The following is a 24,681-nucleotide window of genomic DNA, read 5'->3' on the forward strand; positions in this document are numbered from 1 at the left end:
ATGGGGAGTTCACAGTGAAACCGGTCAAAGTAGGCATCTGTGGGTTGGGGACCGTCGGTGGCGGAACCTTCAATGTACTTCAGCGCAACGCCGAGGAGATTGCCCGCCGTGCCGGGCGCGGTATTGAAGTGGCACAGATCGCCATGCGCTCGCAGAACCCGAACTGCCAGATTACCGGTACCCCCATTACCGCTGATGTGTTCGAAGTCGCGAGCAACCCCGAGATCGATATCGTCATCGAACTGATCGGTGGCTACACCATCGCCCGCGACCTGGTCCTGAAGGCCATCGAGAACGGCAAGCACGTGGTCACTGCCAACAAGGCGCTGATTGCCGTGCATGGCAACGAGATCTTCGCCAAGGCCCGCGAGAAGGGCGTCATTGTTGCCTTCGAAGCAGCCGTGGCCGGCGGCATCCCGGTGATCAAGGCGATCCGCGAAGGCCTGTCTGCCAACCGCATCAACTGGCTGGCGGGCATCATCAACGGCACCGGCAACTTCATCCTCACCGAGATGCGTGACAAGGGCCGTGCCTTCCCCGACGTATTGGCCGAAGCCCAGGCCCTGGGTTACGCCGAAGCCGACCCGACCTTCGATGTCGAAGGTATCGATGCTGCCCACAAGCTGACCATCCTGGCCTCCATTGCCTTCGGTATTCCGCTGCAGTTCGACAAGGCCTACACCGAAGGCATCACCCAGCTGACCACCGCCGACGTCAATTACGCCGAGGCGCTGGGTTATCGCATCAAGCACCTGGGCGTGGCCCGCAGCACCGACGCTGGCATCGAGCTGCGTGTCCACCCGACCCTGATTCCCAATGATCGTCTGATCGCCAACGTCAATGGCGTGATGAACGCTGTCATGGTCAACGGTGATGCTGCCGGCTCCACCCTGTATTACGGCGCCGGCGCCGGCATGGAGCCGACCGCCTCTTCGGTGGTCGCCGACCTGGTCGATGTGGTCCGTGCCATGACCTCCGACCCCGAAAACCGCGTGCCACACCTGGCCTTCCAGCCCGACTCGCTGTCGGCTCACCCGATCCTGCCGATCGAAGCCTGTGAAAGTGCCTACTACCTGCGTATCCAGGCCAAGGACCACCCGGGCGTATTGGCTCAAGTGGCGAGCATCCTCTCCGAGCGTGGTATCAACATCGAGTCGATCATGCAGAAGGAAGCCGAGGAGCAGGACGGCCTGGTGCCGATGATCCTCCTGACCCACCGAGTGGTGGAAAAGCGCATCAACGACGCCATCGTCGCCCTGGAAGCTTTGCAGGACGTGGTCGGCAAAGTCGTGCGTATCCGCGTCGAACAGCTCAATTAAGCGGCAAGCTTCAGGCTGCAAGCTGCAAATGAAGGCAGTGCGGTGTTGAGGCTTCGAACAGAGTAAATTCGCGGCAGGGCGAGACGCAAAGCACGAGAGCAACGCCGGTCGGCATCTCTTTTAGCTTGCATCTCAAACGTGCCGCTCAAACCAAAGGTTTGCACCCATGCGCTATATCAGTACCCGTGGCCAGGCACCGGCCCTGAATTTCGAAGACGTCCTGCTGGCGGGCCTCGCCAGCGATGGCGGTCTGTACGTGCCGGAGAACCTGCCACGCTTCACTCAGGAAGAGATCGCTTCCTGGGCTGGCCTGCCGTACCACGAGCTGGCTTTCCGGGTGATGCGCCCGTTCGTCGATGGCAGCATCGCTGACGCCGACTTCAAGAAGATTCTCGAAGAAACCTATGGTGAGTTCGCCCATGCCGCGGTGGCGCCGCTGCGCCAACTGGCGGGCAACGAGTGGGTGATGGAGCTGTTCCACGGCCCGACCCTGGCGTTCAAGGACTTCGCCCTGCAGTTGCTCGGCCGCCTGCTCGACCACGTCCTGGCCAAGCGCGGTGAACGCGTGGTGATCATCGGAGCCACCAGCGGTGACACCGGTTCGGCCGCCATCGAAGGTTGCCGCCGCTGCGACAACGTCGACATCTTCATCCTGCATCCGCACCAGCGTGTCTCGGAAGTGCAGCGTCGCCAGATGACGACTATCTTCGGCGACAACATCCACAACATCGCCATCGAAGGCAACTTCGACGACTGCCAGGAGATGGTCAAGGCCAGCTTCGCCGACCAGTCGTTCCTCAAGGGCACCCGTCTGGTGGCGGTGAACTCGATCAACTGGGCGCGGATCATGGCCCAGATCGTCTACTACTTCCATGCGGCGCTGCAGCTGGGCGGCCCGGCCCGTTCGGTGGCCTTCTCTGTGCCGACCGGCAACTTCGGCGATATCTTCGCTGGCTACCTGGCACGCAACATGGGCCTGCCGATCAGCCAACTGATCGTGGCGACCAACCGCAACGACATCCTGCATCGCTTCATGAGCGGTAACCAGTACGTCAAGGACACCTTGCACCCGACGCTGTCGCCGTCGATGGACATCATGGTCTCCTCCAACTTCGAACGCCTGCTGTTCGACCTGCACGGGCGCAGCGGCGCCGCCATCGCCGAGCTGATGGAGCGCTTCAAGCAGGGCGGCGGCTTCAGTGTCGAACAGGATCGTTGGACCGAGGCGCGCAAGCTGTTCGATTCGCTGGCCGTGACCGACGAGCAAACCTGCCAGACCATCGCCGAGGTGTTCGCCACCACCGGTGAGGTGCTCGATCCGCACACTGCGATCGGCGTCAAGGCCGCCCGTGAGTGCCGTCGCAGCCTGGATACGCCGATGGTTGTCCTGGGTACCGCGCATCCGGTCAAGTTCCCGGAAGCGGTGGAAAAGGCAGGCGTCGGCAAAGCCCTTGAGCTGCCAGCGCACCTGAGCGACCTGTTCAGCCGTGACGAACGCTGCACGGTCCTGGCCAACGATCTGAAGGCTGTCCAGGCATTCGTCGCCCAGCATGGCAACCGCGGTAAACCGCTCTAAGATTCAACCCGCTCGGGGTCGCGCAGCGGCCCCAGACGGTTTCCTACTCGTCTGCAAAAGATGAGTCAGATCTTTCTTTAGAAGCTTAAGTAATTTCCTATTCCAGCCGCCGCATGGGGCTTTTAGAGTGGCTCGCCCGTCCATATGGGCATAGTGCTACTCCAGGAGCGGTTCATGCATTGGCTCAACGTACTGATTCACGCACGACCTTCCCACGATATCTCGCTGCATCAGGCCTGCAATGCCCAAGGCGTCTTCAATGTGCGCGTGGCCCAGAACCTGGCCGAGGCAAAAGATTGTCTGGCTCAGCGGGGCATCATCGACCTGTTGATCCTCGATCACGGCTTGCCGGTACATTACGGGCGAACACTGCTCCGGCAGGTGGCGCAAGCGCAGCAACCCTGTGCATTGTTGTTCGTCGGACAATCGATCGACCATGACGAAGGCCTGGCCCGGGAGGCTAGGCGCCAGGGGGTTCGGGTTATCGGTGAGCTGTCCTGGCCGTTGGTGATGCCGAGGTTGCAGCGGGCGTTGGAGCGTATCCATCATGAAGTCGAGGGGCATATTCAAACTGTCATGTACCCCGCGCATGCTCACTGATACCGGCGCGGCATAAACGAACTTTGCAGGGCGTCTGGTGGTCAGTTCCGATATGTTCCACGAACAGCGAGTACGCCGGATGGAAAGAATCTGCAAACTGCTCAACGACGCCTTGACCCCTTACCAGGCCCTGCTCGGCGAAACAGACGCCAGCGGCAACCGTCAACTGACCGTGATCGATCAACAGGGTGACGTGACACTCAGGCGTTCGGTCAGCCCGCATCAGCTCCAGGACCAGCGCCTGCTGGTTGACTTGGTTGACGGCCTGCACCGAGACCTGCAAATCGCCGAGGGGCGTCTGCAACCCTGTGTAATCGCAGCCTTGCAGCATCAGCGAGCATTTTCCGGAACCTTTGCCTGAAGGTTTCGTCAGAATCCTTAAGAGCAGTTCGACAGCACTTGGCTCCGGTGCTCAAGGCTGTTCCGGAAAGTCCCCCTGACTTTCGTTCGACCCTGGGTGTTCCTTCCTGCGCCCGGGGTTTCTTTTTTTTAAAGCCAGTCGAGGCAGTTTCAGTACTTCTCGGCGCTTTCGGTCTGGGTGCCGAAAAAGTGCTGGCTATCGATCAAGTATTGTTCGTGCTCTTCCGGGGCCAGCCAGCGAGCATAAAACGCTGGCAGTGTCTCGCGACGCAGGGTGAGCAGCAGTTGGTCGATATGACGGACGGCCTCGCGTCCCAGAACCGTATCGGAGCAGCCCACATGCAGAAACTGGTAGCGGTTTACGCCCTGGATCGGGTGGAAGGCGTATTCATCCGGGTTGTTGCCCTGAGCCTGGATCAAGTAGCGGATTTCCGGCCAGTAGCCCAACACCAGCTGCAGACGGCCCAAGCGCTGCATCTGTAGCAAATTGGCGGTAGCTTCATTGCCGTAATGGCGGCTCAAGGCCGTGTCGGGTAGTTCTCGGAGGATTTCGTCGATTTGAACGCTGTAACTGCGTTCGGCGACGATGCCCAGCTTGAGTGGAGTCTGGCTGAGCAGGCTTTTGAGGTCGACCTGTTGGTTGTCGAGAAACGGGGCCAGGGCCGCCTGGTCTTGCTTGCGTATCACCAATCCGCTGCTCAATACCCCCAGCGAAGGGATGGAAAAGCGCACGAACTTGGCGCGCTCAGGCGTCCATAGCAGCGTCGGATCGCAGGTAAAGCTGGGCTCCTGGAGCATCTGCAGGCCCCGTGCACGGTTCACCCTGACGATACTGTGATCGTACTCAGGCATCTGCGCGATCAGCCGCGGCAGCAGGTTGTCAACGACACCCTGGCCTTTGGCCGTGCCTTCGAAGATGGTGAAAGGCGGCAGATCGCGCACCAGCCAGATCAAGCGCTCCTTGGACTGCCCCATGGTCGGCAGCATCCCACACAGGATGATCAGCAGCCCAAGCAGGTGCCTGGCGATTGCGCGCATCGGTGGGCGTTCAGACCGCACCGGTTTCGCGCAGTCGACCGATGGCGGCGGCGTCGTAGCCCAAGCGCGTCAATACCGACTCGGTGTGTTCGCCGAGGGTCGGACCGACCCACTCGCTGGAGCCTGGCGTGGCCGAAAGCTTGGGAACGATGCCTGGCATCTTGAACGGCTTGCCATCGGGCAATTTGGCCTGGAGGAACATTTCGCGAGCCAGGTACTGTGGGTCGCTGAACATGTCTTCGGCCGAATAGATGCGGCTGGCTGGTACCTCGGCCTGGGTGAGGACCCGCATGACCTCTTCGAGCGGCAGACTGTTGACCCAGCGGTCGATCACGCCGTACAGCTCGTCGCGGCGCAGGTCACGCCCGTCGTTGATGGCCAGGCCTGGATCATTGGCCAGATCGTCGCGGCCAATGGCCTGCATAAAACGCTTGAAGATGGCATCGCCATTGGCGCCGATCTGCACATGCTTGCCGTCGGCGCTGGTGTGGATGGAGGAGGGCGTGATCCCGGGCATGATGTTGCCGGTGCGTTCGCGGATGAAGCCGAACACGTCGAACTCCGGCACCATGCTTTCCATCATCGCGAAGATGGCCTCGTACAGCGCTACGTCCACCACTTGCCCCTGACCCCCGTTGACCTCGCGGTGGCGCAAGGCCATCAACGCACCGATCACACCCCACAAGGCGGCGATCGAGTCGCCGATGGAGATGCCCGTGCGTACCGGTGGCCGGTCCTCGAAGCCTGTGATGTAACGCAGGCCGCCCATGGACTCACCGACCGCGCCGAAGCCGGGCTGGTCCTTCATCGGCCCCGTCTGGCCGAAGCCTGACAGACGCACCATGACCAGGCGCGGGTTGAGCGCGTGCAACACATCCCAGCCCAGGCCCAGTTTTTCCAGCACGCCCGGACGGAAGTTCTCGATCAGGATGTCCGCTTCGGCCAGCAGGCGTTTGAGCACTTCACGGCCTTCGGGGTGCTTGAGGTTGAGCGTCAGCGATTGCTTGTTGCGCGCCTGGACGAACCACCACAGCGAAGTGCCCTCATACAGCTTGCGCCACTTGCGCAGCGGGTCGCCGCCGTCGGGCGACTCGACCTTGATCACCTCGGCACCGAACTCGGCACAGATACGCGAGGCGAAGGGGCCGGCGATCAGGGTGCCGAGCTCGATCACTTTCAGGCCGGCGAGGGGTTTGCTTGGCGTGGGCATGGGGCATCCGTGGCAGCTGGGCTTAGCCCGTGGTTTTATCATAGGTCGTCGACGTCAGGTACTGCCGCGGCGCAACGAAGAGTGGGATCGGTTAGACTGTGTGACTTTTATTTCGCAAGAAGCCCCCGCCCATGGCCCAGCCGTCGACCACTTATAAGTTCGAACTGAATCTGACCGACCTCGACCGCGGTGTGTACGAGAACGTTCGTCAGACCATCGCCCGTCACCCATCGGAAACCGAGGAGCGCATGGCTGTACGCCTGTTGGCCTACGCGCTCTGGTACAACGAGAACCTGTCATTTGGCCGTGGTCTGTCCGACGTGGACGAAGCAGCCCTGTGGGAAAAGAGCCTGGACGACCGCGTCCTGCACTGGATCGAAGTGGGCCAACCGGACGCCGAGCGCCTGACCTGGTGCTCGCGTCGCACCGAGCGTACCAGTCTGCTGGCCTACGGCAGCCTGCGGGTGTGGCAGAACAAAGTGGTCGATGCGGTCAAGGGCCTGAAGAACCTCAGCATCGCCGCGGTTCCCCAGGACGTGCTGGAGATTCTGGCCACCGACATGCCCCGCTCGATCAAGTGGGACGTCATGATCAGTGAAGGCACCGTGTTCGTGACCGACGACCGTGGCCAGCACGAAGTGCAGCTGGAATGGCTGCTCGGTGAGCGTGGCTGACCTGTCCCCAACCTGACTGCCGAAGACCTCATGCGTATCGAACCCCGTCCCCTGCCACCGAGCCTGCCGTTCCTCGGTAACCTGCCCCCCTTGCTGACCCGCCTGTACGCCGCCCGTGGCGTGCAGTCCGAGGCCGAACTGGACAAGAGCCTGGCGCGCCTGCTGCCGTATCAACAGCTCAAGGGCATCGACGCGGCGGTGGACCTGTTGCTGGAGGCGCTGGACCAGCGCCAGCGTATTGTCATTGTCGGCGACTTCGATGCCGACGGGGCCACGGCCAGTACGGTCGGTGTGCTGGGGCTTCGCCTGCTGGGCGCGGCCCATGTCGATTACCTGGTGCCCAACCGTTTCAAGTACGGCTATGGCCTGACGCCTGAGATCGTCGAAGTGGCTTTGCAGGGGGAGCCACAACTGCTGATCACGGTGGACAACGGTATCTCCAGTGTCGAGGGCGTGGCAGCAGCCAAGGCCGCCGGGCTCAAGGTATTGGTGACCGACCATCACCTGCCGGGTGCGCAATTGCCCGATGCCGATGCCATCGTCAACCCGAACCAGCCAGGGTGCGATTTCCCCAGCAAGGCGCTGGCCGGCGTAGGGGTGATCTTCTACGTGCTCATGGCGCTGCGTGCTCGTCTTCGCGCCCTGGGGCGCTACGATCATCAGCCGCAGCCGAACATCGGTGAACTGCTTGACCTGGTGGCGCTGGGCAGTGTCGCTGACGTTGTCCCGCTGGACGCCAACAATCGCATTCTGGTGCACCAGGGTCTGGAGCGCATCCGTGCCGGCCGCGCCCGCCCCGGCCTGAAGGCCATCCTCGAAGTCGCCCGGCGCGATCATCGGCGCATCACCTCCACTGACCTGGGCTTCATCCTAGGGCCGCGCCTGAACGCCGCCGGCCGCCTGGACGATATGAGCCTGGGGATCGAATGCCTGCTCTGCGACGATCCGGTCGCGGCGCTGGAGATGGCCCAAGCGCTGGATGGCCTGAACCAGGACCGCAAGTCCATCGAGCAAGGCATGCAGCGTGAAGCGCTGGCCCAGCTCAAGGACCTGCCGGTCGAATCCATGCCTTATGGCCTGTGCCTGTTCGAGGCCGACTGGCACCAAGGCGTGATCGGCATCCTCGCCTCGCGCATGAAAGAGCGCTATCACCGCCCGACCATCGCCTTCGCCGATGTCGGCGATGGCATGCTCAAGGGGTCTGCGCGCTCGGTGCCGGGGTTCCATATTCGCGATGCGCTGGATGCGGTGGCGGCGCGTCAGCCGCACCTGATCAGCAAGTTCGGCGGGCACGCCATGGCGGCTGGCCTGTCATTGCCGGTGGAAAACTTCCAGGCGTTTGCCGCGGCCTTCGATGAGGAGGTTCGTCGGCATCTGGTGGAAGAGGACCTGACCGGGCGATTACTGTCTGACGGTACCCTCGCGGTCGAGGAGTTCCACCTGGACCTGGCCCGCGCTCTACGTCATGCGGGGCCTTGGGGGCAGCACTTTCCGGAGCCACTGTTCCATGGTGTGTTCCAACTGATCGAACAACGGGTAGTGGGCGAGCGCCATCTGAAGGTGGTGCTCAAGAGCGAGTGCGGCTCGGTCAAGCTCGATGGCATCGCCTTTGGCATCGATCGGGATGTCTGGCCGAATCCGACGGTGCGCTGGGTGGAGTTGGCGTACAAGCTGGATGTGAATGAGTTTCGGGGGAATGAGAGTGTGCAGTTGATGATTGCGCACATGGAGCCGCGGTGAGCTGGTTGTTGGTTGTTGGTTTTGAGGTTTGTGGGCTTATCCGTTTGATTTGGCGACGGTTAGTCACCTTTCCGCCTTTACGGCGGGTCACTTTTGGTCTTGGCCAAAAGTAACCAAAAGCCGCGCGCCCCTGCATCCGGCCCGGCGCTTCGCACCGGGTTCCCTCGCTGCGGTGTCTTACAGGGCCTCGCGGCCTCCGGCTGGCTGCGCCAGCCTCCATCTCGCGACTTCGGCTACGCCGAAGGGCGCTGCGCGCCTGCCCCTACAGACACCTCCGCTCGGCCTGCTGATGGGGCGCAAGTTACGGGCGGCGCCTGGGCTGGCGTTGTTTCATTGAGTGGCTTTTGTGGTGAGCTTTTGGGCCATTCGCGGGTAAACCGGGGCGCCGAACCGCCGCTCACACAGGCTCACCGCCGCTCTTGAGAGCGGCGCTGTGCCTGTAGGAGCGGCGGTTCGGCGTTCCTAGCCGTGAATAGGCAGGAATAAACACCCAAACAATTAATTTGTTTGCCGTTGCTTTTGATACGCGATAGTCCAGACGCCACCTATCGCGACCTCAGAAGGCCGAGTGGAGGTGTCTGTAGGGGCAGGCGCGCAGCGCCCTTCGGCGTGAGCCGAAGTCGCGAGATGGAGGCTGGTGTAGCCAGCCGGAGGCCGCGGAGCCCCGCAAGACACCGCAGCGAGGGGACCCCGGAGCGCAGCGCAGGGGCCGCATGTGGGAGCCAGCGGTTTTTGCCTACTTTTGCCCAAGAGCAAAAGTAGGTCGCCGTAAAGGCGAAAAGCGCCGGTGGGGCCACCACCAACACCGGATATTCACACAACCTGATAACCCAAACCCAACACAAAAAAACCACCACCCCCTATCTGGTCTAGTCTGAAAAAGACCGATACCGGACCAAGGCCCCACACAAGTGCCCGGACCGGCCAAACCATTGGAGTCCCTGGGAGGTGCCCTCATGAGCCTGCTGCTCGAGCCTTACACCCTGCGTCAGCTGACCCTGCCCAACCGCATCGCCGTTTCCCCCATGTGCCAGTACTCCGCTGTAGATGGTCTGGCCAATGACTGGCACCTGGTGCACCTGGGCAGCCGCGCCGTTGGCGGTGCTGGCCTGGTGATCACCGAAGCGACGGCGGTGACCCCTGACGGCCGTATCAGTGCCGAGGACCTGGGGCTGTGGAATGACGCACAGATCCCACCCCTGCAACGCATCACCCGCTTCATCACTGCCCAAGGCGCTGTGCCGGGCATCCAGCTTGCCCACGCCGGACGCAAGGCCAGCACCCATCGCCCCTGGCTGGGCAAGCATGGCAGCGTCACGGTCGAAGAGGGCGGTTGGCAGCCGGTCGGCCCGTCCCGGATCGCCTTCGATCCAGAGCACACCGTGCCCCGCGAGCTCTCTGAGGACGAGATCGCCGGGATCGTCCAATCCTTTGCCGATGCCGCCCGTCGGGCATTGGTCGCGGGTTTCAAGGTAGTCGAAGTGCATGCCGCCCACGGTTATCTGCTGCACCAGTTCCTTTCGCCGCTGAGCAACCAGCGCCGGGACCGCTACGGCAGTTGCTTCGAGAACCGTATCCGCCTGACCCTGGAGGTGACCGAGGCGGTACGCAATGTGTGGCCTCAGGAGTTGCCGCTGTTCGTGCGTGTGTCGGCCACCGATTGGGTGGAAGACGGCTGGAACCCGGATGAAACCGTCGAACTGGCCCGGCGCCTGCGCACCCTCGGCGTGGACTTGATCGACGTGTCTTCAGGCGGTACCTCGGTCAACGCCGAGATTCCCACGGGGCCTGGCTACCAGACTCGTTTCGCCGAGCGTGTACGCAAGGAGTCGGAAATCGCCACCGGCACGGTAGGCATGATTACCGAACCGGCCCAGGCCGAACACATCCTGCGAACCGGTCAGGCAGACATCATCTTCCTCGCCCGCGAACTGCTACGCGACCCCTACTGGCCCCTGCACGCCGACGATGACCTGGGCGGCAACAAGGCCACCTGGCCGGCCCAGTATCAGCGGGCGACCAGCCGGGCCAACCCGATCCATGAGTCGGACTTGAGGGATTGAAGCCCACCGCTTCGCGTTTCATCCCACAAGCAGGTTATCCGCGAATGGACGGCGAGTTCACTGACGCATTCGCGGATAAACGCCCCAGTTGCTCTCACACGGTAGTTCGGAAACAAACCGAGGCTGCAAGCAGCCTCGATCCGTTCGCCTCTGGCTCAGTGCTTGATCATCACATGCCGTACGCAGGTGTAGTCCTCTAGCCCATACATCGACATGTCCTTGCCATAGCCCGAATGCTTCTGGCCGCCATGAGGCATTTCGCTGACCAGCATGAAGTGGGTGTTGACCCAAGTGCAGCCATATTGCAGGCGCGCGGCCAGGCGGTGCGCTCGGCCGGTGTCGCGGGTCCAGACCGACGAGGCCAGCCCGTAGTCCGAATCGTTGGCCCATGCCAGGGCCTGGGCTTCGTCGCTGAAACGCGTCACCGAGACCACCGGCCCGAAGACTTCATGGCGCACGATTTCATCGTCCTGCAGGGCATCGGCGAGCACGGTTGGTTCGAAGAAGAACCCTTCTCCCGGAATGACCTTGCCGCCGGTGACCAGACGAATGTGCGGCTGGGCGATGGCGCGCTCTACCATGCCTGCGACTTTGTCGCGGTGCTGGGCGCTGATCAGCGGGCCGAGCTCGGTGTCAGGCGCATCCTGAAGACCAGGTTTGAGGCTTGCCACTGCCTCGCCCAGACGTTCGACGAAGCGATCATAGATGCCGTCCTGTACATAGAGGCGACAGGCGGCGGTGCAGTCCTGGCCGGCGTTGTAGAAGCCGAAGGTGCGTATCCCCTCGATGGCCGCGTCGAGGTCGGCGTCGTCGAAGACCAGCACCGGCGCTTTGCCGCCCAGCTCCATGTGCATGCGTTTCACGCTGTCAGCGGTGGAGCTTACGATACGTGCGCCGGTGGGGATGGAACCGGTCAGCGAGACCATGCGCACTTTTGGATGGGTGACCAGCGGCGCGCCGACCGTCTGGCCACGGCCAAAGACGATGTTGAGTACCCCGGCCGGCAGCAGGTTCTGGGCCAGCTCCGCCAGGCGCAGGGCTGTGAGCGGGGTCATCTCCGAAGGTTTGAGCACCACGGTGTTGCCTGCCGCCAGGGCCGGGGCAATCTTCCAGGCCAGCATCATCAGCGGGTAGTTCCATGGGGCGATGGAGGCAACCACACCCAGTGGGTCGCGGCGGATCATCGAGGTGTGTCCCGGCAGGTACTCACCCGCCGCCGAACCACCCAGGCAGCGCGCGGCGCCGGCGAAGTAGCGGAACACATCGGCGATGGCCGGAATCTCGTCACCCAGCGCGGCGGCAAAGGGCTTGCCGCAGTTCTGCGACTCCAGCCTGGCCAATTCCTCGCCATGCTGTTCGATGGTGTCGGCCAGGGCCAGCAACGCCGCTGAGCGTTCCTTCGGAGTGGTTTGCGACCAGGCGTCGAAGGCCAGGTCTGCGGCGCGCACGGCGGCATCGACCTGGGCTTCGGTCGCTTCGTTGATCTGCGCCAAGGCACTGCCAAGGGCAGGGTTGAGCACGGTCCAGGCGGGGCCTTCGCCTGCGACCAGGCGACCGTTGATCAGCATTCGGGTTTGCATCGGGACTCCTCCTAGGTCATTTGCCGCTGCCCGCGACGCTCTCGCCGCCACGGGTCAGGTAATAGGCGCCGAGTATCGGCAGCATGGTCACCAGCATCACCAGCATGGCGACCACGTTGGTGACTGGCACGTCGCGCGGGCGGCTGAGCTGATTGAGCAACCAGATCGGCAGTGTGCGCTCATGGCCGGCGGTAAAGGTAGTGACGATGATCTCATCGAACGACAGGGCGAATGCCAGCATGCCACCCGCGAGCAGCGCCGAGCCGAGATTGGGCAGGATGATGTAGCGGAAGGTCTGCCAGCCATCGGCGCCCAGGTCCATCGAGGCTTCGATCAGACTCTGGGATGTACGGCGCAGGCGGGCGATGACGTTGTTGTAGACGATCACCACGCAGAACGTGGCGTGGCCCACCACAATGGTGAGCAGCCCAGGTTCGATGCCCAGGGTCTTGAAGGCCGAGAGCAGGGCGATGCCAGTGATGATGCCGGGCAGGGCGATGGGCAGGATCAACATCAGCGAGATGCTCTCCTTGCCAAAGAAGCTGCGCCGGTACAGCGCCGCCGCGGCCAGGGTGCCAAGCACCAAGGCGATCACCGTGGCCAGACAGGCTACCTGCAGCGACAGCTTGATCGCCTCCAGTACATCCTGGCGGGCGAAGGTCACGGCGAACCACTTGAGGGTGAATCCGCGCGGAGGAAAGCTGAATGCCGCATCTTCGGTGTTGAACGCATAGAGCAAGATGATCAGGATCGGAAAGTGCAGGAACACCAACCCGCCCCAGGCCGCCAGGCGCAGGCCCAGCGAGGCTTTTTCAGAGTGCATCGAAGGCCCCCAACCGTTTGACGATCGACAGGTAGATGGCGATCAGCACGATGGGCACCAGGGTAAATGCCGCGGCCATGGGCATGTTGCCGATCGCCCCTTGCTGGGCATACACCATGCTGCCGATGAAATAGCCCGGCGGGCCGATCAGTTGCGGCACGATGAAGTCGCCGAGGGTCAGGGAAAACGTGAAGATCGACCCCGCGGCGATACCCGGTACCGCAAGTGGCAGCACCACCAGCAAAAAGGTCTGGCTCGGCCGGGCGCCCAGGTCGGCCGAGGCCTGTAGCAGCGAGGGCGGCAAGCGCTCCAGCGAGGCCTGGATCGGCAGAATCATGAACGGCAGCCAGATATAGACGAACACCAGGAACCGTCCAAGGTGCGAGGTGGACAGGGTGCTGCCACCCACCCCGGGCACGGCGAGGATCGCCTGCAACACAGCCTGCAGGTGCATCTGCTGGATGAACCACTGGGCCACGCCACCTTTGGCCAGCAGCAGTGTCCAGGCATAGGTCTTGACGATGTAGCTGGCCCACATCGGCATCATGACGGCGATGTAGAAAAATGCCTTGGTCCGCCCCGAGGTGTAGCGGGCCATGTAATAGGCGATCGGAAACGCCAGCACTGCGCTGGCCACTGACACGGCGAGCGCCATGGCCAAGGTGCGCAGGATGATGTCGAAGTTCGCCGGGGCGAACAGGGCCGCGAAGTTGGCCAGCGTCAGGTCCGGCGTCACCGCCATGGTGAAGTCGTCGAAGGTGTAGAACCCCTGCCAGAGCAGGTTCAGCAGCGAGCCCAGATAGATCGCGCCAAACCAGGTCAACGGCGGGATCAACAACAGCAACAAGTACAGGTTCGGACGCCGGTAGAGCAGAGTGCCGAGCCGTCTGACCAGTGACGGGCTTTGCATCGCCAGGGTCATCTGGCCTGGCCCTCGTCCAGGATGGTTTCGCGCAAGCGCCTCATTGCCGCGCGGGGCCAATGGGCCTGCACACGCTGTCCCAGTTGCCAGGGCTGGGGGCGCTCCTGCCAACGGTCATTGGCCTGGCTGACGGTCAGCAGCAGGCCGTTGTCCAGCCGCACTTCGTAGCGCGTGGCACTGCCCTGGTACTGGATGTCGTGCAGCAAGCCGCTGACCTGGATGTCCTCGGCGATTGCCGCGTGCTCTGCCAGGCGGATGTGTTCGGGGCGTATGGAAAAAGGCGAGACGTCTGCGGTGAGCTGCTGGGCCAGCTCGCCGCGGATCACGTTGGAGGTCCCGACGAATTCGGCGACGAAGGTGGTCGCCGGTTTCATGTACAGGTTGCGTGGGCTATCGACCTGTTCGATGCGGCCCCGGTTGAACACCGCGACGCGATCGGACATCGACAAGGCTTCGGTCTGGTCGTGGGTGACGAAGATGAAGGTGATGCCCAATTGCCGCTGCAGTTTCTTCAGCTCGCCTTGCATCTGTTCGCGCAGCTTCAGGTCCAGGGCACCGAGTGGTTCGTCGAGCAACAGCACCCGTGGCCGATTGACCAGGGCGCGGGCCAGGGCAACACGCTGGCGCTGGCCGCCGGAGAGCTGCGCCGGCTTGCGCTCGGCATAGCCTGCCAGGGCGACCATCGCCAGGGCCTCGTCGGCACGGCTGTAGCGTTCGGCCTTGGCCACCCCCTTGACCTTCAGGCCATAGGCGATGTTGTCGCGCACGTTCATGTGCGGAAACAGGGCGTAGTCCTGGAATACCGTGTTCACGTCACGCTGGTAAGGCGGCAGTCCGGCAGCCTCTACATCATGCAGACGGATCGAGCCGCTGCTCGGTTGTTCGAAGCCTGCGATCAGGCGTAGGCAGGTGGTCTTGCCCGAGCCCGAGGGGCCGAGCATGGAGAAGAACTCGCCTTCCTGGATGTCGATGCTGACACGGTCGACGGCCCTGACGTCGCCGAACGTGCGGGATACCTCGGTGAGCTGGACTGCTAGGGGCATTGCGCTGGCTCCGTGCATTTTATCTACTGCGTGAACCCTTTCGCGGATGAACCCGCTCCAACGGCGATCACGCCGTACCGAGCGGGTTCACCCGCGAAGAAGCCGGAACAACAATCAGTCGATCTGTCAGCGTCCGCCCATGATCGCAATATAGTCCTGGGTCCAGCGGCTATAAGGGACGAATTTGCCGCCGCTGGACTGCGGCGTCTTCCAGAACGCGATCTTGTCGAAGTTGTCGATCCCGTTGACCTTGCAGCCCTCGGCGCCCAGCAGCTCGCTGCCGGTGCAGGCGGCGGGCACAGCCGGCACCGAGCCGAACCAGGCCGCGACGTCGCCCTGGACCTTCGGTTGCAATGACCAGTCCATCCATTTGTAGGCGCAGTTGGGGTGCTTGGCTTCGCTGTGCAGCATGGTGGTGTCGGCCCAGCCGGTGGCGCCTTCCTTTGGGATGGTCGAGGCGACCGGCTGTTTGTCGGCCTTCAGGCCATTGACCATGTAACCCCAGGAACTGGAGGCGGCCACGCCTTCGTTCTTCACATCGCTCATCTGCACGGTCGCATCGTGCCAGTAGCGGTGGATCAGCGGCTGTTGCTGACGCAGCAGGTCGAGTACGGCCTTGTACTGGGTTTCGCTGAGCTCGTAGGGGTCCTGGATGCCCAGCTCAGGCTTGGTGGATTTCAGGTAGAGCGCAGCGTCGGCGATATAGATCGGGCCATCGTAGGCCTGTACCCGACCTTTGTTCGGTTTGCCGTCCGGCAGGTTCTGGGGCTCGAAGACCACACTCCAGCTGGTGGGCGGTTGCTTGAACACTGCGGTGCTGTAGAGCAGCACGTTCGGGCCCCATTGGTAAGGCGTGCCGTAAACCTGCTTATCGACCACGTACCAGCCGCCATTCTGCAGGCGTGGGTCGATGTTCTTCCAGTTGGGGATCAGCGCCGTGTTGATCGGCTGTACCCGCTTGCCAGCGATCAGCCGCAGCGAGGCGTCGCCCGAGGCGGTCACCAGGTCGTAGCCGCCCTTGGTCATCAGGCTGACCATTTCGTCGGAGGTCGCGGCGGTCTTCACGCTGACCTTGCAGCCGGTCTCTTTCTCGAATCCGGTGACCCAGTCGTAGGCCTTGTCGCTTTCGCCGCGTTCGATGTAGCCGGGCCAGGCGACGATATCCAGGCGCCCCTCGCCATCGCCGATGCTCTGGGGCAGGCCTGCGGCCTGCAGATTGGCGCTGGCCAGCAGGGCGCCGATCACGGCGCTGGACAATGCGGTCTTGTGCACTGACATGGTGTTCCCTCTTTTGGAATTTTTGATCGGGGCAGTCATCAAGAAAGCAGCGAAGCGATGGGATAAGCGTAGTGCGCTTGTCGCGCACCTGCGGCCGGTTCGGGCAGGCGCATGCGATGTCGAGTCTAGTTCGTTTTTTGCCGGTGGTTACGCAACATCCGGATGCAAATGCATTAAGCGTGAGTTCAGTCCACAGGCCTAATCTGGGGCTTTCCTTTTCAGCAAGAGGTAATGCCAGATGAACACCCGTGGCTTGCTCGATCAACTGCTCAAATCCGGCCAGGAGCTGCTGCAAAACCAGCAAGGCAAGGGCGGCGGCGCCAAGGGAGCGGGCGTGGCTGATCTGCTGGGCGGCCAGTCAGGCAAGGGCGGGCTGGGCAGCTTGCTCTCCGGTGCCGGTGGCGGTGCCCTGGCGGCAGGTGCCATGGGCCTGCTTCTGGGCAGCAAGAAGGCCCGCAAGTATGGTGGCAAAGTGCTCACCTACGGTGGCCTGGCTGCGCTTGGTGTACTGGCGTACAAGGCCTACGGCAACTGGCAGGCGCGCCAGGGCCAGACCGCGGCCCACGAGCCTCGTACCCTCGATCGCCTGCCTGCGGCCCAGGCCGAGCAGCACAGCCAGGCGGTGCTGCGCGCCCTGGTGGCGGCGGCCAAATCGGACGGGCATATCGATGAGCGCGAGCGCGCCTTGATCGAAGGTGAGTTCGTCCGCCTGGACAGCGACCGCGAGCTCCAGCATTGGCTGCACGCCGAACTGAACAAACCGCTGGACCCCGCCGAAGTGGCCGCTGCCGCGCAGACGCCCGAGATGGCGGCTGAAATGTACCTGGCCAGCGTGATGATGGTCGATCAGGAAAACTTCATGGAACGCGCTTATTTGGATGAACTGGCCCGCCAGTTGCGTCTGGATCCTGGCCTGCGCCAGGCGCTCGAGGATCAGGTCCGCCTCGCTGCGGGGTAAGCCACGGGGCGTCCTTCCACTCAGGTAAGGGACGCCTCCACAGCCTGCAAAATCAGCCGCGAACGGGCGGGGCGCCTAGGCTATACTCTGGCGATTTTTCCCCGCTCGTAATGAATTCCTGAGGGCTGAACGTGAAGAACTGGACCTTGCGCCAACGGATCCTGGCAAGTTTCGCCGTGATCATCGCCATCATGCTGCTGATGATCGTCGCCGCATACTCGCGGTTGGTGGCGATCGAGGCCAGTGAAGAGGCAGTAGGCTCCGACAGCATCCCTGGCTTCTACTACAGCTCGATGCTTCGCAGCGCCTGGGTCGACAGCTACGTCACCAGCCAGCAGTTGGTGGGGTTGTCCGGTCGCCGGGAAATCACCCCGGCGGACCTGGCCGAGTTCAAGAGCTTCGATGAGCGCCTCAAACAGGAGATGGCCAGCTACCAGGCGACGATCCATAATCCGGACGATCAGGCCGCGCTCGATGCGTTCAGGGTGCTTGAAGCCGACTACATGAAGCTCGTCGACCAGGTGCTCGAAGCCTACCAGCAGAAGCGCTATGCCGAAGCCGAGCGTCTGATCAACGAATCCCTCACCCCGGCCTGGATCAACGGCCGCCAGCACCTGAACCGGGTCATTGAAAGCAATCGCGAATCCGCCGAAGCGGCCACCAACGACATCGTCTCTGCCGTAGCCACGGCCAAGGGCAGCATGATCGTCTCGTTGCTGCTGGCAATCCTGGCTGCCGGTATCTGCGGTCTGCTATTGCTGCGTGCCATCACTGCGCCCGTGCAGCGCATCGTCCATGCCTTGGACAAGCTGCGTTCGGGTGACCTGAGCATGCGCCTGAGCCTGGCCCGCAAGGATGAGTTCGGTAGCATCGAGACCGGCTTCAACGAAATGGCCGTGGCGCTGGCCGACCTGGTCGCCCAGGCCCAGCGTTCGTCGGTGCAGGTGACCACTTCGGTCACTGAAATCGCCGCCACGTCCAAGCAGCAACAAGCGACTGCCACCGAAACCGCCGCCACCACCACCGAGATCGGTGCCACTTCGCGAGAGATCGCCGCTACCTCCCGTGACCTGGTCCGTACCATGACCGAGGTGACCTCCGCCGCCGACCAGGCCTCGGTCCTTGCCGGCTCTGGCCAGCAGGGCCTGGCACGCATGGAAGAGACCATGCATCAGGTGATGGGCGCCGCCGATCTGGTCAACGCCAAGCTGGCGATCCTCAACGAGAAGGCCAGCAACATCAACCAAGTGGTCGTGACCATCGTCAAGGTGGCCGACCAGACCAACCTGCTGTCGCTCAATGCCGCCATCGAGGCGGAGAAGGCCGGTGAGTACGGCCGTGGTTTCGCCGTGGTGGCCACCGAGGTGCGTCGCCTGGCCGACCAGACCGCCGTGGCAACCTACGACATCGAGCAAATGGTGCGGGAAATCCAGTCCGCCGTCTCGGCCGGGGTCATGGGCATGGACAAGTTCTCCGAGGAAGTGCGGCGGGGCATGTTCGAGGTCCAGCAGGTGGGCGAACAGCTCACCCAGATCATCCACCAGGTCCAGGCACTGGCGCCGCGGGTGCTGATGGTCAACGAAGGCATGCAGGCCCAGGCCACCGGTGCCGAGCAAATCAACCAGGCCCTGGCCCAGCTCAGCGATGCGAGCACCCAGACCGTGGAGTCCTTGCGCCAGGCGAGCTTCGCCATCGACGAGTTGAGCCAGGTGGCTGCCGGGCTGCGCGGCGGTGTGTCGCGCTTCAAAGTCTGACGGCGATGAACGACGTGCAACCCCATCAGGAGCAGGCCGACGGTGCCAAGGCAGCGCTGTATCTGCAGTTCTGCATCGGCGAGCAGCGCTTTGCCCTGGACGTGCGCGAGGTGATCGAGGTATTGCCACGGCGCACGCTCAAGCCCATCGCCCAGGCGCCTGCGTGGGTCGCCGGTATCCTTGCCCATCGCGGCACCTTGGTACCGGTGATCGATCTCTCGGCGCTGAGCTTCGCCACCCCGGCCCCCTTGCGTACCAGCACCCGGCTTGTGCTGGTGCACTATGGCGGCGACCGGCAACTGGGGTTGATTCTGGAGCAGGCCACCGACACCTTGCGATGCCGGCCCGATGAGTTCCAGCCCTATGGCCTGGACAACGCCGATGCGCCTTACCTGGGGCCGGTGCGCCAGGATGCCTGGGGGCTGCTGCAGCGGATCGAGGTGGACGACTTGCTGCCGGACGATGTCCGCGATCTGCTGTTCCCCGAGCCGCCAGGGCAGGTGCCGGCATGATCGAACAGCACTTCTTCCGTTTCCTGCAGGAGCGCATCGGCCTGGACGTCGAGTCGGTCGGCGCGCCCATGGTCGAACGTGCCTTGCGCCAGCGCTGCGCTGCCGTGCAGGCCGATGGCCTGGACGATTACTGGTCGCGCCTGCAGCAATCGGCCAGTGAGCAGCAGGCACTGATCGAGGCGGTGATCGTCCCGGAAACCTGGTTCTTCCGCTATCCCGAATCTTTCACCGCGCTGGTGGGGTTGGCCCACAAGCGCCTGACCGAACTTGCCGGTCTGCGACCGCTGCGAATCCTCAGCCTGCCATGCTCCACGGGCGAGGAGCCCTACTCGATCGCCATGGCGCTGCTCGAGGGTGGTCTGGACCCGGCTGCATTTCGTGTCGACGCCATGGACATCAGCCCCAGTTCCATTGCCCGCGCGAAACAGGCCATCTATGGGCGCAACTCTTTTCGGGGCAGCGAGCTGGCGTTCCGCGACCGGCATTTCAGCGAAACCGACGAAGGCCACCAATTGGACGAGCGGGTAAGACGCCAGGTCGATCTGCAAGTCGGCAACGTGCTCGATCCTGCACTCAAGAGTCAGCAAGGGCTGTACGACTTCGTCTTCTGCCGCAATTTGCTGATCTACTTCGACGTCCCGACCCAGCGCCGGGTGTTCGAAGTGCTCAAGCACCTGACCCATGCCCAGGGCGTGCTGTTCATCGGCCCTGCCGAGGGCAGCCTGCTGGCCCGCCTGGGCATGCGTCCATTGGGCATCCCCCAGTCGTTCGCCTATGTGCGCCAGGAGGCGCCAGCCCCGGCGCCTGCACCCGTCGGGCAAGTTGCACCAATCAGTCGTCCCCCCTCCGTGCCTCCACAGGCCCCACGGCCTGCCAGCCGTCCGGTGCGCCTGTCGCGCCCCCTTTCGTCGCCACCGCGCTCGCCGTCGCACGCCCAAGGTGAGAGCGAGCTGCTGGCCACCATCGCCCGTCAGGCCAACGCCGGTGAAAGCGCGCAGGCCCGCGCCAGCTGCCAGCGCTACCTGCAGCAGTTCGCGCCGAAAGCGCAGGTGTTCTACTGGCTCGGTCTGCTCAGCGACACCGAAGGCGACAGCCAGGAGGCCATCAGCCAGTATCGCAAGGCACTGTACCTGGAGCCGCAACATGCCGAGGCCTTGATGCACTTGGCGGCATTGCTGGCCTCCCAGGGCGACGAGGCGGGCGCGCGGCGTATGCAGGAGCGGGCGGCACGTGTGGGACGGGAGTCTGAACGATGAGTGAAACCATGCACCTGATCGCACGGGACGATGAGCTCATCGACGATTGCTGGAACCGTATCGGTGTGCACGGCGACAAGCAGTGCCCATTGCTCGAACGTCACATTCATTGCCGCAACTGCCAGGTCTACGCCAGTGCGGCCACGCGGCTGCTCGATCGCTATGCACTGTTGCAGGACGAGCAGGTCGAGGCGCCGCCGCCGGACGAAGACAGCGTCGGGCGCTCGATGCTGTTGTTCCGCCTGGGCGAGGAGTGGCTGGCGCTGGCCTGTGCCTGTCTGGCCGAAATCGCGCCGCTACAGTCGGTGCATTCGCTGCCGCACCAGCGCTCCGGGGTATTGCAGGGCGTGGCCAATGTGCGTGGCGCGCTGGTGCCCTGCCTGTCGCTGGCGGGCTTGCTGGGCGTCGAGGTGTTGCCGGCCCAGGAGCGTACCGGGCGCGTGATGCCGCGCATGCTGATCCTCGCCGCGGAGGGCGGCCCGGTGGTGATGGCGGTGGACGAGATCGACGGTATCCATCGCCTGGATCCGGCACGCCTGGCCGATGGCCAGGACGCTGCGCACTTCACCGCAGCGGTACTGCAATGGCGTGGACGCAGCGTGCGGGTGCTGGATGAACAACATGTACTGTCGGCCGTGAAGCGGAGCCTGTCATGACCCCTGAGCAAATGCGCGACGCCTCGCTGCTCGAACTGTTCAGCCTGGAGGCCGAGGCCCAGACCCAGGTGCTCAGTGCCGGGCTCATGGCGCTCGAGCGCAACCCGACCCAGGCCGACCAGCTCGAAGCCTGCATGCGCGCGGCCCATTCCCTGAAAGGGGCTGCACGGATCGTTGGCATCGATGCCGGTGTCAGCGTCGCCCACGTCATGGAAGACTGTCTGGTGGCGGCCCAGGAAGGGCGCCTGCGACTGCGCCCCGAGCATATCGATGCCTTGCTGCACGGCACTGACCTGTTGATGCGCATCGCAACACCCAATGACCGTGATGGCGAAGCCGCGGTGCCGGCGTTCCTGGTGCAGATGGCTAATCTGCTCGACCCCACGGCAGCGCCCGTGCCTGAGCCTGCCGCACCTGTCGAACCTGCACCACTGCAGACCACGCAGGTCGAACCGGTGGTGGCAGAGCCAGAGCCCGAGGCCGAGCCTGAGCCCAGCCTGCCTCGCAAGGTCGGCAAGCGCGGTGGCGAGGGTGGCGAACGGGTGCTCAGGGTCACCGCCGATCGTTTGAACAGCCTGCTCGACCTTTCCAGCAAGTCGCTGGTGGAAACCCAGCGACTCAAGCCCTACCTGGCCAGCCTGCAGCGGCTCAAGCGCATGCATGGCCAGGGCATGCGGGCCCTCGATGGCCTGAAGCAACAGCTCGAAGGCAGCGGCCAGAGCCACGAAGTGCTCGAGGCCTTGGCCCAGACTCAACGCCTGCTGGGCGAAACCCAGCAGATCCTGCAGCAACAGGCTGCCGATATCGACGAGTTCGGCTGGCAGGCCAGCCAGCGCGCCCAGCATCTCTACGACACCGCGCTGGCCTGCCGCATGCGGCCGTTCGCCGATGTCCTGACCGGTCAGAGCCGCATGGTCCGCGACCTTGGACGATCGCTGGGCAAGCAGGTGCAGTTGCAGATCGAAGGTGAGAAAACCCAAGTCGACCGTGACGTACTGGAAAAGCTCGAAGCGCCCTTGACCCATCTGCTGCGCAACGCCGTCGATCACGGTATCGAGCTGCCCGAGCGGCGCCTGCTGGCAGGCAAGCCCGTCGACGGCACGATTCGCCTGCGCGCCTCGCACCAGGCAGGCCTGCTGATCCTCGAACTGACCGACGATGGCGCCGGCATCGACCTTGATCGGTTGCGGCGTAGCATCGTCGAACGGGCTCTGTCACCGGCCGAGACCGTAGCGCAAATGAGCGAGTCGGAGCTGCTCACGTTCCTGTTCCTTCCTGGCTTCAGCATGCGTGACAAGGTCACCGAGGTGTCGGGCCGAGGCGTCGGCCTTGATGCGGTTCAGCACATGGTGCGCGAGCTGCGTGGCTCGATCGAGCTGACCCAGGTGTCCGGCCAGGGGTGCTGCTTCCATCTGGAGGTGCCGCTGACGCTGTCGGTGGTGCGCAGCCTGGTGGTAGAGGTGGGGGGCGAAGCCTATGCCTTCCCGCTGGCGCACATCGAGCGCACCCTGGCGGTGGCTGCCGAGGACATCGTGCAGATCGAAGGGCGCCAGCACTTCTGGCACGAAGGACGGCATGTCGGGCTGGTCTCGGCCAGCCAGTTGCTCAACCGTCCGACCGGGCAGGATGACGAGCGCAGCCTGCCCGTGGTGGTGATTCGTGAGCGTGACCAACTGTACGGCGTGGCTGTGGAGCGGTTGATCGGCGAGCGGGTGCTGGTAGTGATGCCGCTGGATGCGCGCCTGGGCAAGGTCCAGGACATTTCCGCCGGGGCCTTGCTCGATGATGGTTCGGTGGTGCTGATCATCGACGTCGAGGATTTGCTGCGCTCGGTCGAGAAACTGCTCAGCACCGGCCGGCTGGAGCGCATCGAGCGCGGTGCCCGGGGCGGTCGCGCCATGGTGCGCAAGCGCATCCTGGTGGTCGACGACTCGCTCACCGTCCGTGAGCTGCAGCGCAAACTATTGGGCAACCAGGGCTACGACGTGGCCGTGGCGGTGGACGGCATGGATGGCTGGAATGCCCTGCGCGCCGATGATTTCGATCTGCTGATCACCGATATCGACATGCCGCGCATGGACGGCATCGAACTGGTCACCTTGGTGCGTCGAGACCAGCGCCTGCAATCGCTGCCGGTCATGGTGGTGTCCTACAAGGATCGTGAAGAAGACCGGCGACGTGGACTGGACGCCGGTGCCGACTACTATTTGGCTAAAGCCAGTTTCCATGACGATGCGTTGCTGGACGCCGTGGTGGAGTTGATCGGGGGTGCACAGGGATGAAGATCGCCATCGTCAACGACATGCCCATGGCAGTGGAGGCGCTGCGCCGGGCCTTGGCCTTCGAGCCCGAGCACCAGGTGGTCTGGGTGGCCAGCGATGGCGCCGAAGCCGTGGCCCGGTGCGCCGAGTTCACCCCTGACCTGATTCTCATGGACCTGATCATGCCGGTGATGGATGGCGTCGAGGCGACCCGGCGGATCATGGCCGAAACACCCTGTGCCATCGTTATTGTCACGGTCGACCGCAAGCAGAATGTGCATCGGGTATTCGAAGCCATGGGCCATGGCGCCCTGGACGTGGTGGATACGCCTTCGCTGGGCGCGGGGGATGCACGGGAAGCGGCAGCCCCGCTGTTGCGCAAGATCCTCAATATAGGCTGGCTGATCGGCCAGCAACGCTCCGCGGCGCCCCGCGCTGTGTCCGCTCCACTGGTGGGGGCGTCCCAGCGTCGTGGCCTGGTGGCCATCGGCTCTTCGGCGGGCGGTCCAGCGGCGCTGGAAGTCCTGCTCAAAGGCTTGCCGCGCGAGTTTCCCGCGTCGATCGTGCTGGTGCAGCACGTTGATCAGGTATTCGCCAGTGGCATGGCCGAATGGCTCAGCGGGGTCTCGGGCTTGCCGGTGCGCCTGGCGCGAGAGGGCGAGCCACCCCAGCCAGGGCAAGTGCTGCTGGCCGGCACCAATCATCACATCCGCCTGCTGCAGGGCGGCCAGCTTAGCTATACGGCCGAGCCTGTCGGTGAAATCTACCGCCCCTCGATCAACGTGTTCTTCGAGAGTGTGGCGCGTTTCTGGACGGGCGATGCCGTGGGCGTCTTGCTCACCGGCATGGGCCGCGACGGCGCCCAAGGCCTGAAACAGATGCGCCAGCGTGGTTTCCTCACCATCGCCCAGGACCAGCAGAGTTCGGCGGTCTACGGCATGCCCAAGGCGGCTGCGGCGATCGAGGCTGCCGTGGAGATACGGCCGCTGGAACGCATCGCGGGCCGACTGATGGAAATCTTTTCGAAATGACGATATGTATTGAGTCACGCCGCCTGG

21 protein-coding genes are annotated in these 24,681 nt (G+C 63.6%); 14 read left to right on the forward strand and 7 right to left on the reverse strand.

Annotated elements, in window-relative coordinates; all coding sequences use genetic code 11:
* The first annotated feature begins 14 nt into the window (after window positions 1–14).
* The 4 genes from R6G97_RS04165 (at window position 15) to R6G97_RS04180 (ending at window position 3,856) form a co-directional block, all read left to right on the forward strand.
* Window positions 15–1,319, forward strand: coding sequence for a homoserine dehydrogenase (locus R6G97_RS04165; protein ID WP_043212471.1), 1,305 nt, complete (start codon window positions 15–17; stop codon window positions 1,317–1,319).
* A gap of 166 nt (window positions 1,320–1,485) precedes the next feature.
* Complete coding sequence (gene thrC / locus R6G97_RS04170; protein ID WP_043212473.1) at window positions 1,486–2,895, forward strand: threonine synthase; 1,410 nt, start codon at window positions 1,486–1,488, stop codon at window positions 2,893–2,895.
* Between the two features lie 174 nt (window positions 2,896–3,069).
* Window positions 3,070–3,495 carry a response regulator gene (locus R6G97_RS04175; RefSeq protein WP_043212476.1) on the forward strand — a complete coding sequence of 142 codons (426 nt, stop codon included), beginning with the start codon at window positions 3,070–3,072 and terminating at the stop codon, window positions 3,493–3,495.
* A gap of 79 nt (window positions 3,496–3,574) precedes the next feature.
* Window positions 3,575–3,856, forward strand: a complete 282-nt coding sequence (locus R6G97_RS04180) for a DUF3509 domain-containing protein (protein ID WP_043212477.1) — start codon at window positions 3,575–3,577, stop codon at window positions 3,854–3,856.
* Between the two features lie 149 nt (window positions 3,857–4,005).
* Here R6G97_RS04180 and R6G97_RS04185 read toward each other — a convergent pair whose 3' ends face one another.
* Complete coding sequence (locus tag R6G97_RS04185) at window positions 4,006–4,893, reverse strand: TIGR02285 family protein (RefSeq protein ID WP_197853355.1); 888 nt, start codon at window positions 4,891–4,893, stop codon at window positions 4,006–4,008.
* A gap of 10 nt (window positions 4,894–4,903) precedes the next feature.
* On the reverse strand, window positions 4,904–6,103 hold the full coding sequence (locus tag R6G97_RS04190) for a CaiB/BaiF CoA transferase family protein (protein WP_317847840.1): 1,200 nt from the start codon (window positions 6,101–6,103) through the stop codon (window positions 4,904–4,906).
* A 131-nt stretch (window positions 6,104–6,234) separates the two neighbouring features.
* On the opposite strand from R6G97_RS04190, the gene R6G97_RS04195 reads away from it, so the two are divergent.
* From R6G97_RS04195 to R6G97_RS04205, 3 genes are all read left to right on the forward strand, one after another.
* A complete protein-coding gene (locus R6G97_RS04195) occupies window positions 6,235–6,777 on the forward strand; it encodes a YaeQ family protein (protein ID WP_043212483.1) in 543 nt (180 codons plus the stop codon).
* 30 nt (window positions 6,778–6,807) lie between these two features.
* Window positions 6,808–8,517, forward strand: a complete 1,710-nt coding sequence (gene recJ, locus R6G97_RS04200) for a single-stranded-DNA-specific exonuclease RecJ (RefSeq protein ID WP_043212485.1) — start codon at window positions 6,808–6,810, stop codon at window positions 8,515–8,517.
* A 956-nt stretch (window positions 8,518–9,473) separates the two neighbouring features.
* Complete coding sequence (locus R6G97_RS04205) at window positions 9,474–10,580, forward strand: NADH:flavin oxidoreductase/NADH oxidase (protein ID WP_043213733.1); 1,107 nt, start codon at window positions 9,474–9,476, stop codon at window positions 10,578–10,580.
* A 155-nt stretch (window positions 10,581–10,735) separates the two neighbouring features.
* On the opposite strand, the gene R6G97_RS04210 is transcribed toward R6G97_RS04205, so the two are convergent.
* The 5 genes from R6G97_RS04210 to ydcS form a co-directional block, all read right to left on the reverse strand.
* Window positions 10,736–12,160 (reverse strand): gamma-aminobutyraldehyde dehydrogenase, encoded by a 1,425-nt coding sequence (locus R6G97_RS04210; protein ID WP_043213735.1) that lies wholly within the window; start codon window positions 12,158–12,160, stop codon window positions 10,736–10,738.
* 16 nt (window positions 12,161–12,176) lie between these two features.
* Window positions 12,177–12,983 (reverse strand): ABC transporter permease, encoded by an 807-nt coding sequence (locus R6G97_RS04215; RefSeq protein WP_043213737.1) that lies wholly within the window; start codon window positions 12,981–12,983, stop codon window positions 12,177–12,179.
* Window positions 12,973–13,905: an ABC transporter permease gene (locus tag R6G97_RS04220; RefSeq protein WP_043213739.1), complete on the reverse strand. Its 933-nt coding sequence runs from the start codon at window positions 13,903–13,905 to the stop codon at window positions 12,973–12,975. Before R6G97_RS04220 ends, R6G97_RS04215 begins: the two co-directional genes overlap by 11 nt.
* Complete coding sequence (locus R6G97_RS04225; RefSeq protein WP_070575152.1) at window positions 13,902–14,948, reverse strand: ABC transporter ATP-binding protein; 1,047 nt, start codon at window positions 14,946–14,948, stop codon at window positions 13,902–13,904. Before R6G97_RS04225 ends, R6G97_RS04220 begins: the two co-directional genes overlap by 4 nt.
* A gap of 126 nt (window positions 14,949–15,074) precedes the next feature.
* A complete protein-coding gene (ydcS, locus tag R6G97_RS04230) occupies window positions 15,075–16,226 on the reverse strand; it encodes a putative ABC transporter substrate-binding protein YdcS (protein WP_090346020.1) in 1,152 nt (383 codons plus the stop codon).
* Window positions 16,227–16,464: 238 nt separating this feature from the next.
* Between ydcS and R6G97_RS04235 the strand changes: the two genes are divergently transcribed.
* From R6G97_RS04235 to R6G97_RS04265, 7 genes are all read left to right on the forward strand, one after another.
* Window positions 16,465–17,184, forward strand: a complete 720-nt coding sequence (locus R6G97_RS04235; protein WP_182941662.1) for a tellurite resistance TerB family protein — start codon at window positions 16,465–16,467, stop codon at window positions 17,182–17,184.
* A 131-nt stretch (window positions 17,185–17,315) separates the two neighbouring features.
* The gene (locus R6G97_RS04240; protein WP_043213746.1) at window positions 17,316–18,938 is read left to right on the forward strand and encodes a methyl-accepting chemotaxis protein; all 1,623 of its coding nucleotides are present in this window, start codon (window positions 17,316–17,318) and stop codon (window positions 18,936–18,938) included.
* Between the two features lie 5 nt (window positions 18,939–18,943).
* The gene (locus tag R6G97_RS04245) at window positions 18,944–19,450 is read left to right on the forward strand and encodes a chemotaxis protein CheW (RefSeq protein WP_090346027.1); all 507 of its coding nucleotides are present in this window, start codon (window positions 18,944–18,946) and stop codon (window positions 19,448–19,450) included.
* Window positions 19,447–20,706: a CheR family methyltransferase gene (locus R6G97_RS04250; protein WP_043213751.1), complete on the forward strand. Its 1,260-nt coding sequence runs from the start codon at window positions 19,447–19,449 to the stop codon at window positions 20,704–20,706. Before R6G97_RS04245 ends, R6G97_RS04250 begins: the two co-directional genes overlap by 4 nt.
* Window positions 20,703–21,362, forward strand: coding sequence for a chemotaxis protein CheW (locus tag R6G97_RS04255; protein WP_043213753.1), 660 nt, complete (start codon window positions 20,703–20,705; stop codon window positions 21,360–21,362). The genes R6G97_RS04250 and R6G97_RS04255 overlap by 4 nt, the downstream gene beginning before the upstream one ends.
* Entirely contained in the window at window positions 21,359–23,644 is a 2,286-nt protein-coding gene (locus R6G97_RS04260) for a hybrid sensor histidine kinase/response regulator (protein ID WP_090346033.1), read from the forward strand. Before R6G97_RS04255 ends, R6G97_RS04260 begins: the two co-directional genes overlap by 4 nt.
* Window positions 23,641–24,654 carry a chemotaxis response regulator protein-glutamate methylesterase gene (locus tag R6G97_RS04265; protein ID WP_043213756.1) on the forward strand — a complete coding sequence of 338 codons (1,014 nt, stop codon included), beginning with the start codon at window positions 23,641–23,643 and terminating at the stop codon, window positions 24,652–24,654. The genes R6G97_RS04260 and R6G97_RS04265 overlap by 4 nt, the downstream gene beginning before the upstream one ends.
* Window positions 24,655–24,681: the final 27 nt, after the last annotated feature.

The sequence above is a fragment of the Pseudomonas sp. HTZ2 genome (genome assembly GCF_033173945.1).
Classification (GTDB): domain Bacteria; phylum Pseudomonadota; class Gammaproteobacteria; order Pseudomonadales; family Pseudomonadaceae; genus Aquipseudomonas; species Aquipseudomonas guariconensis.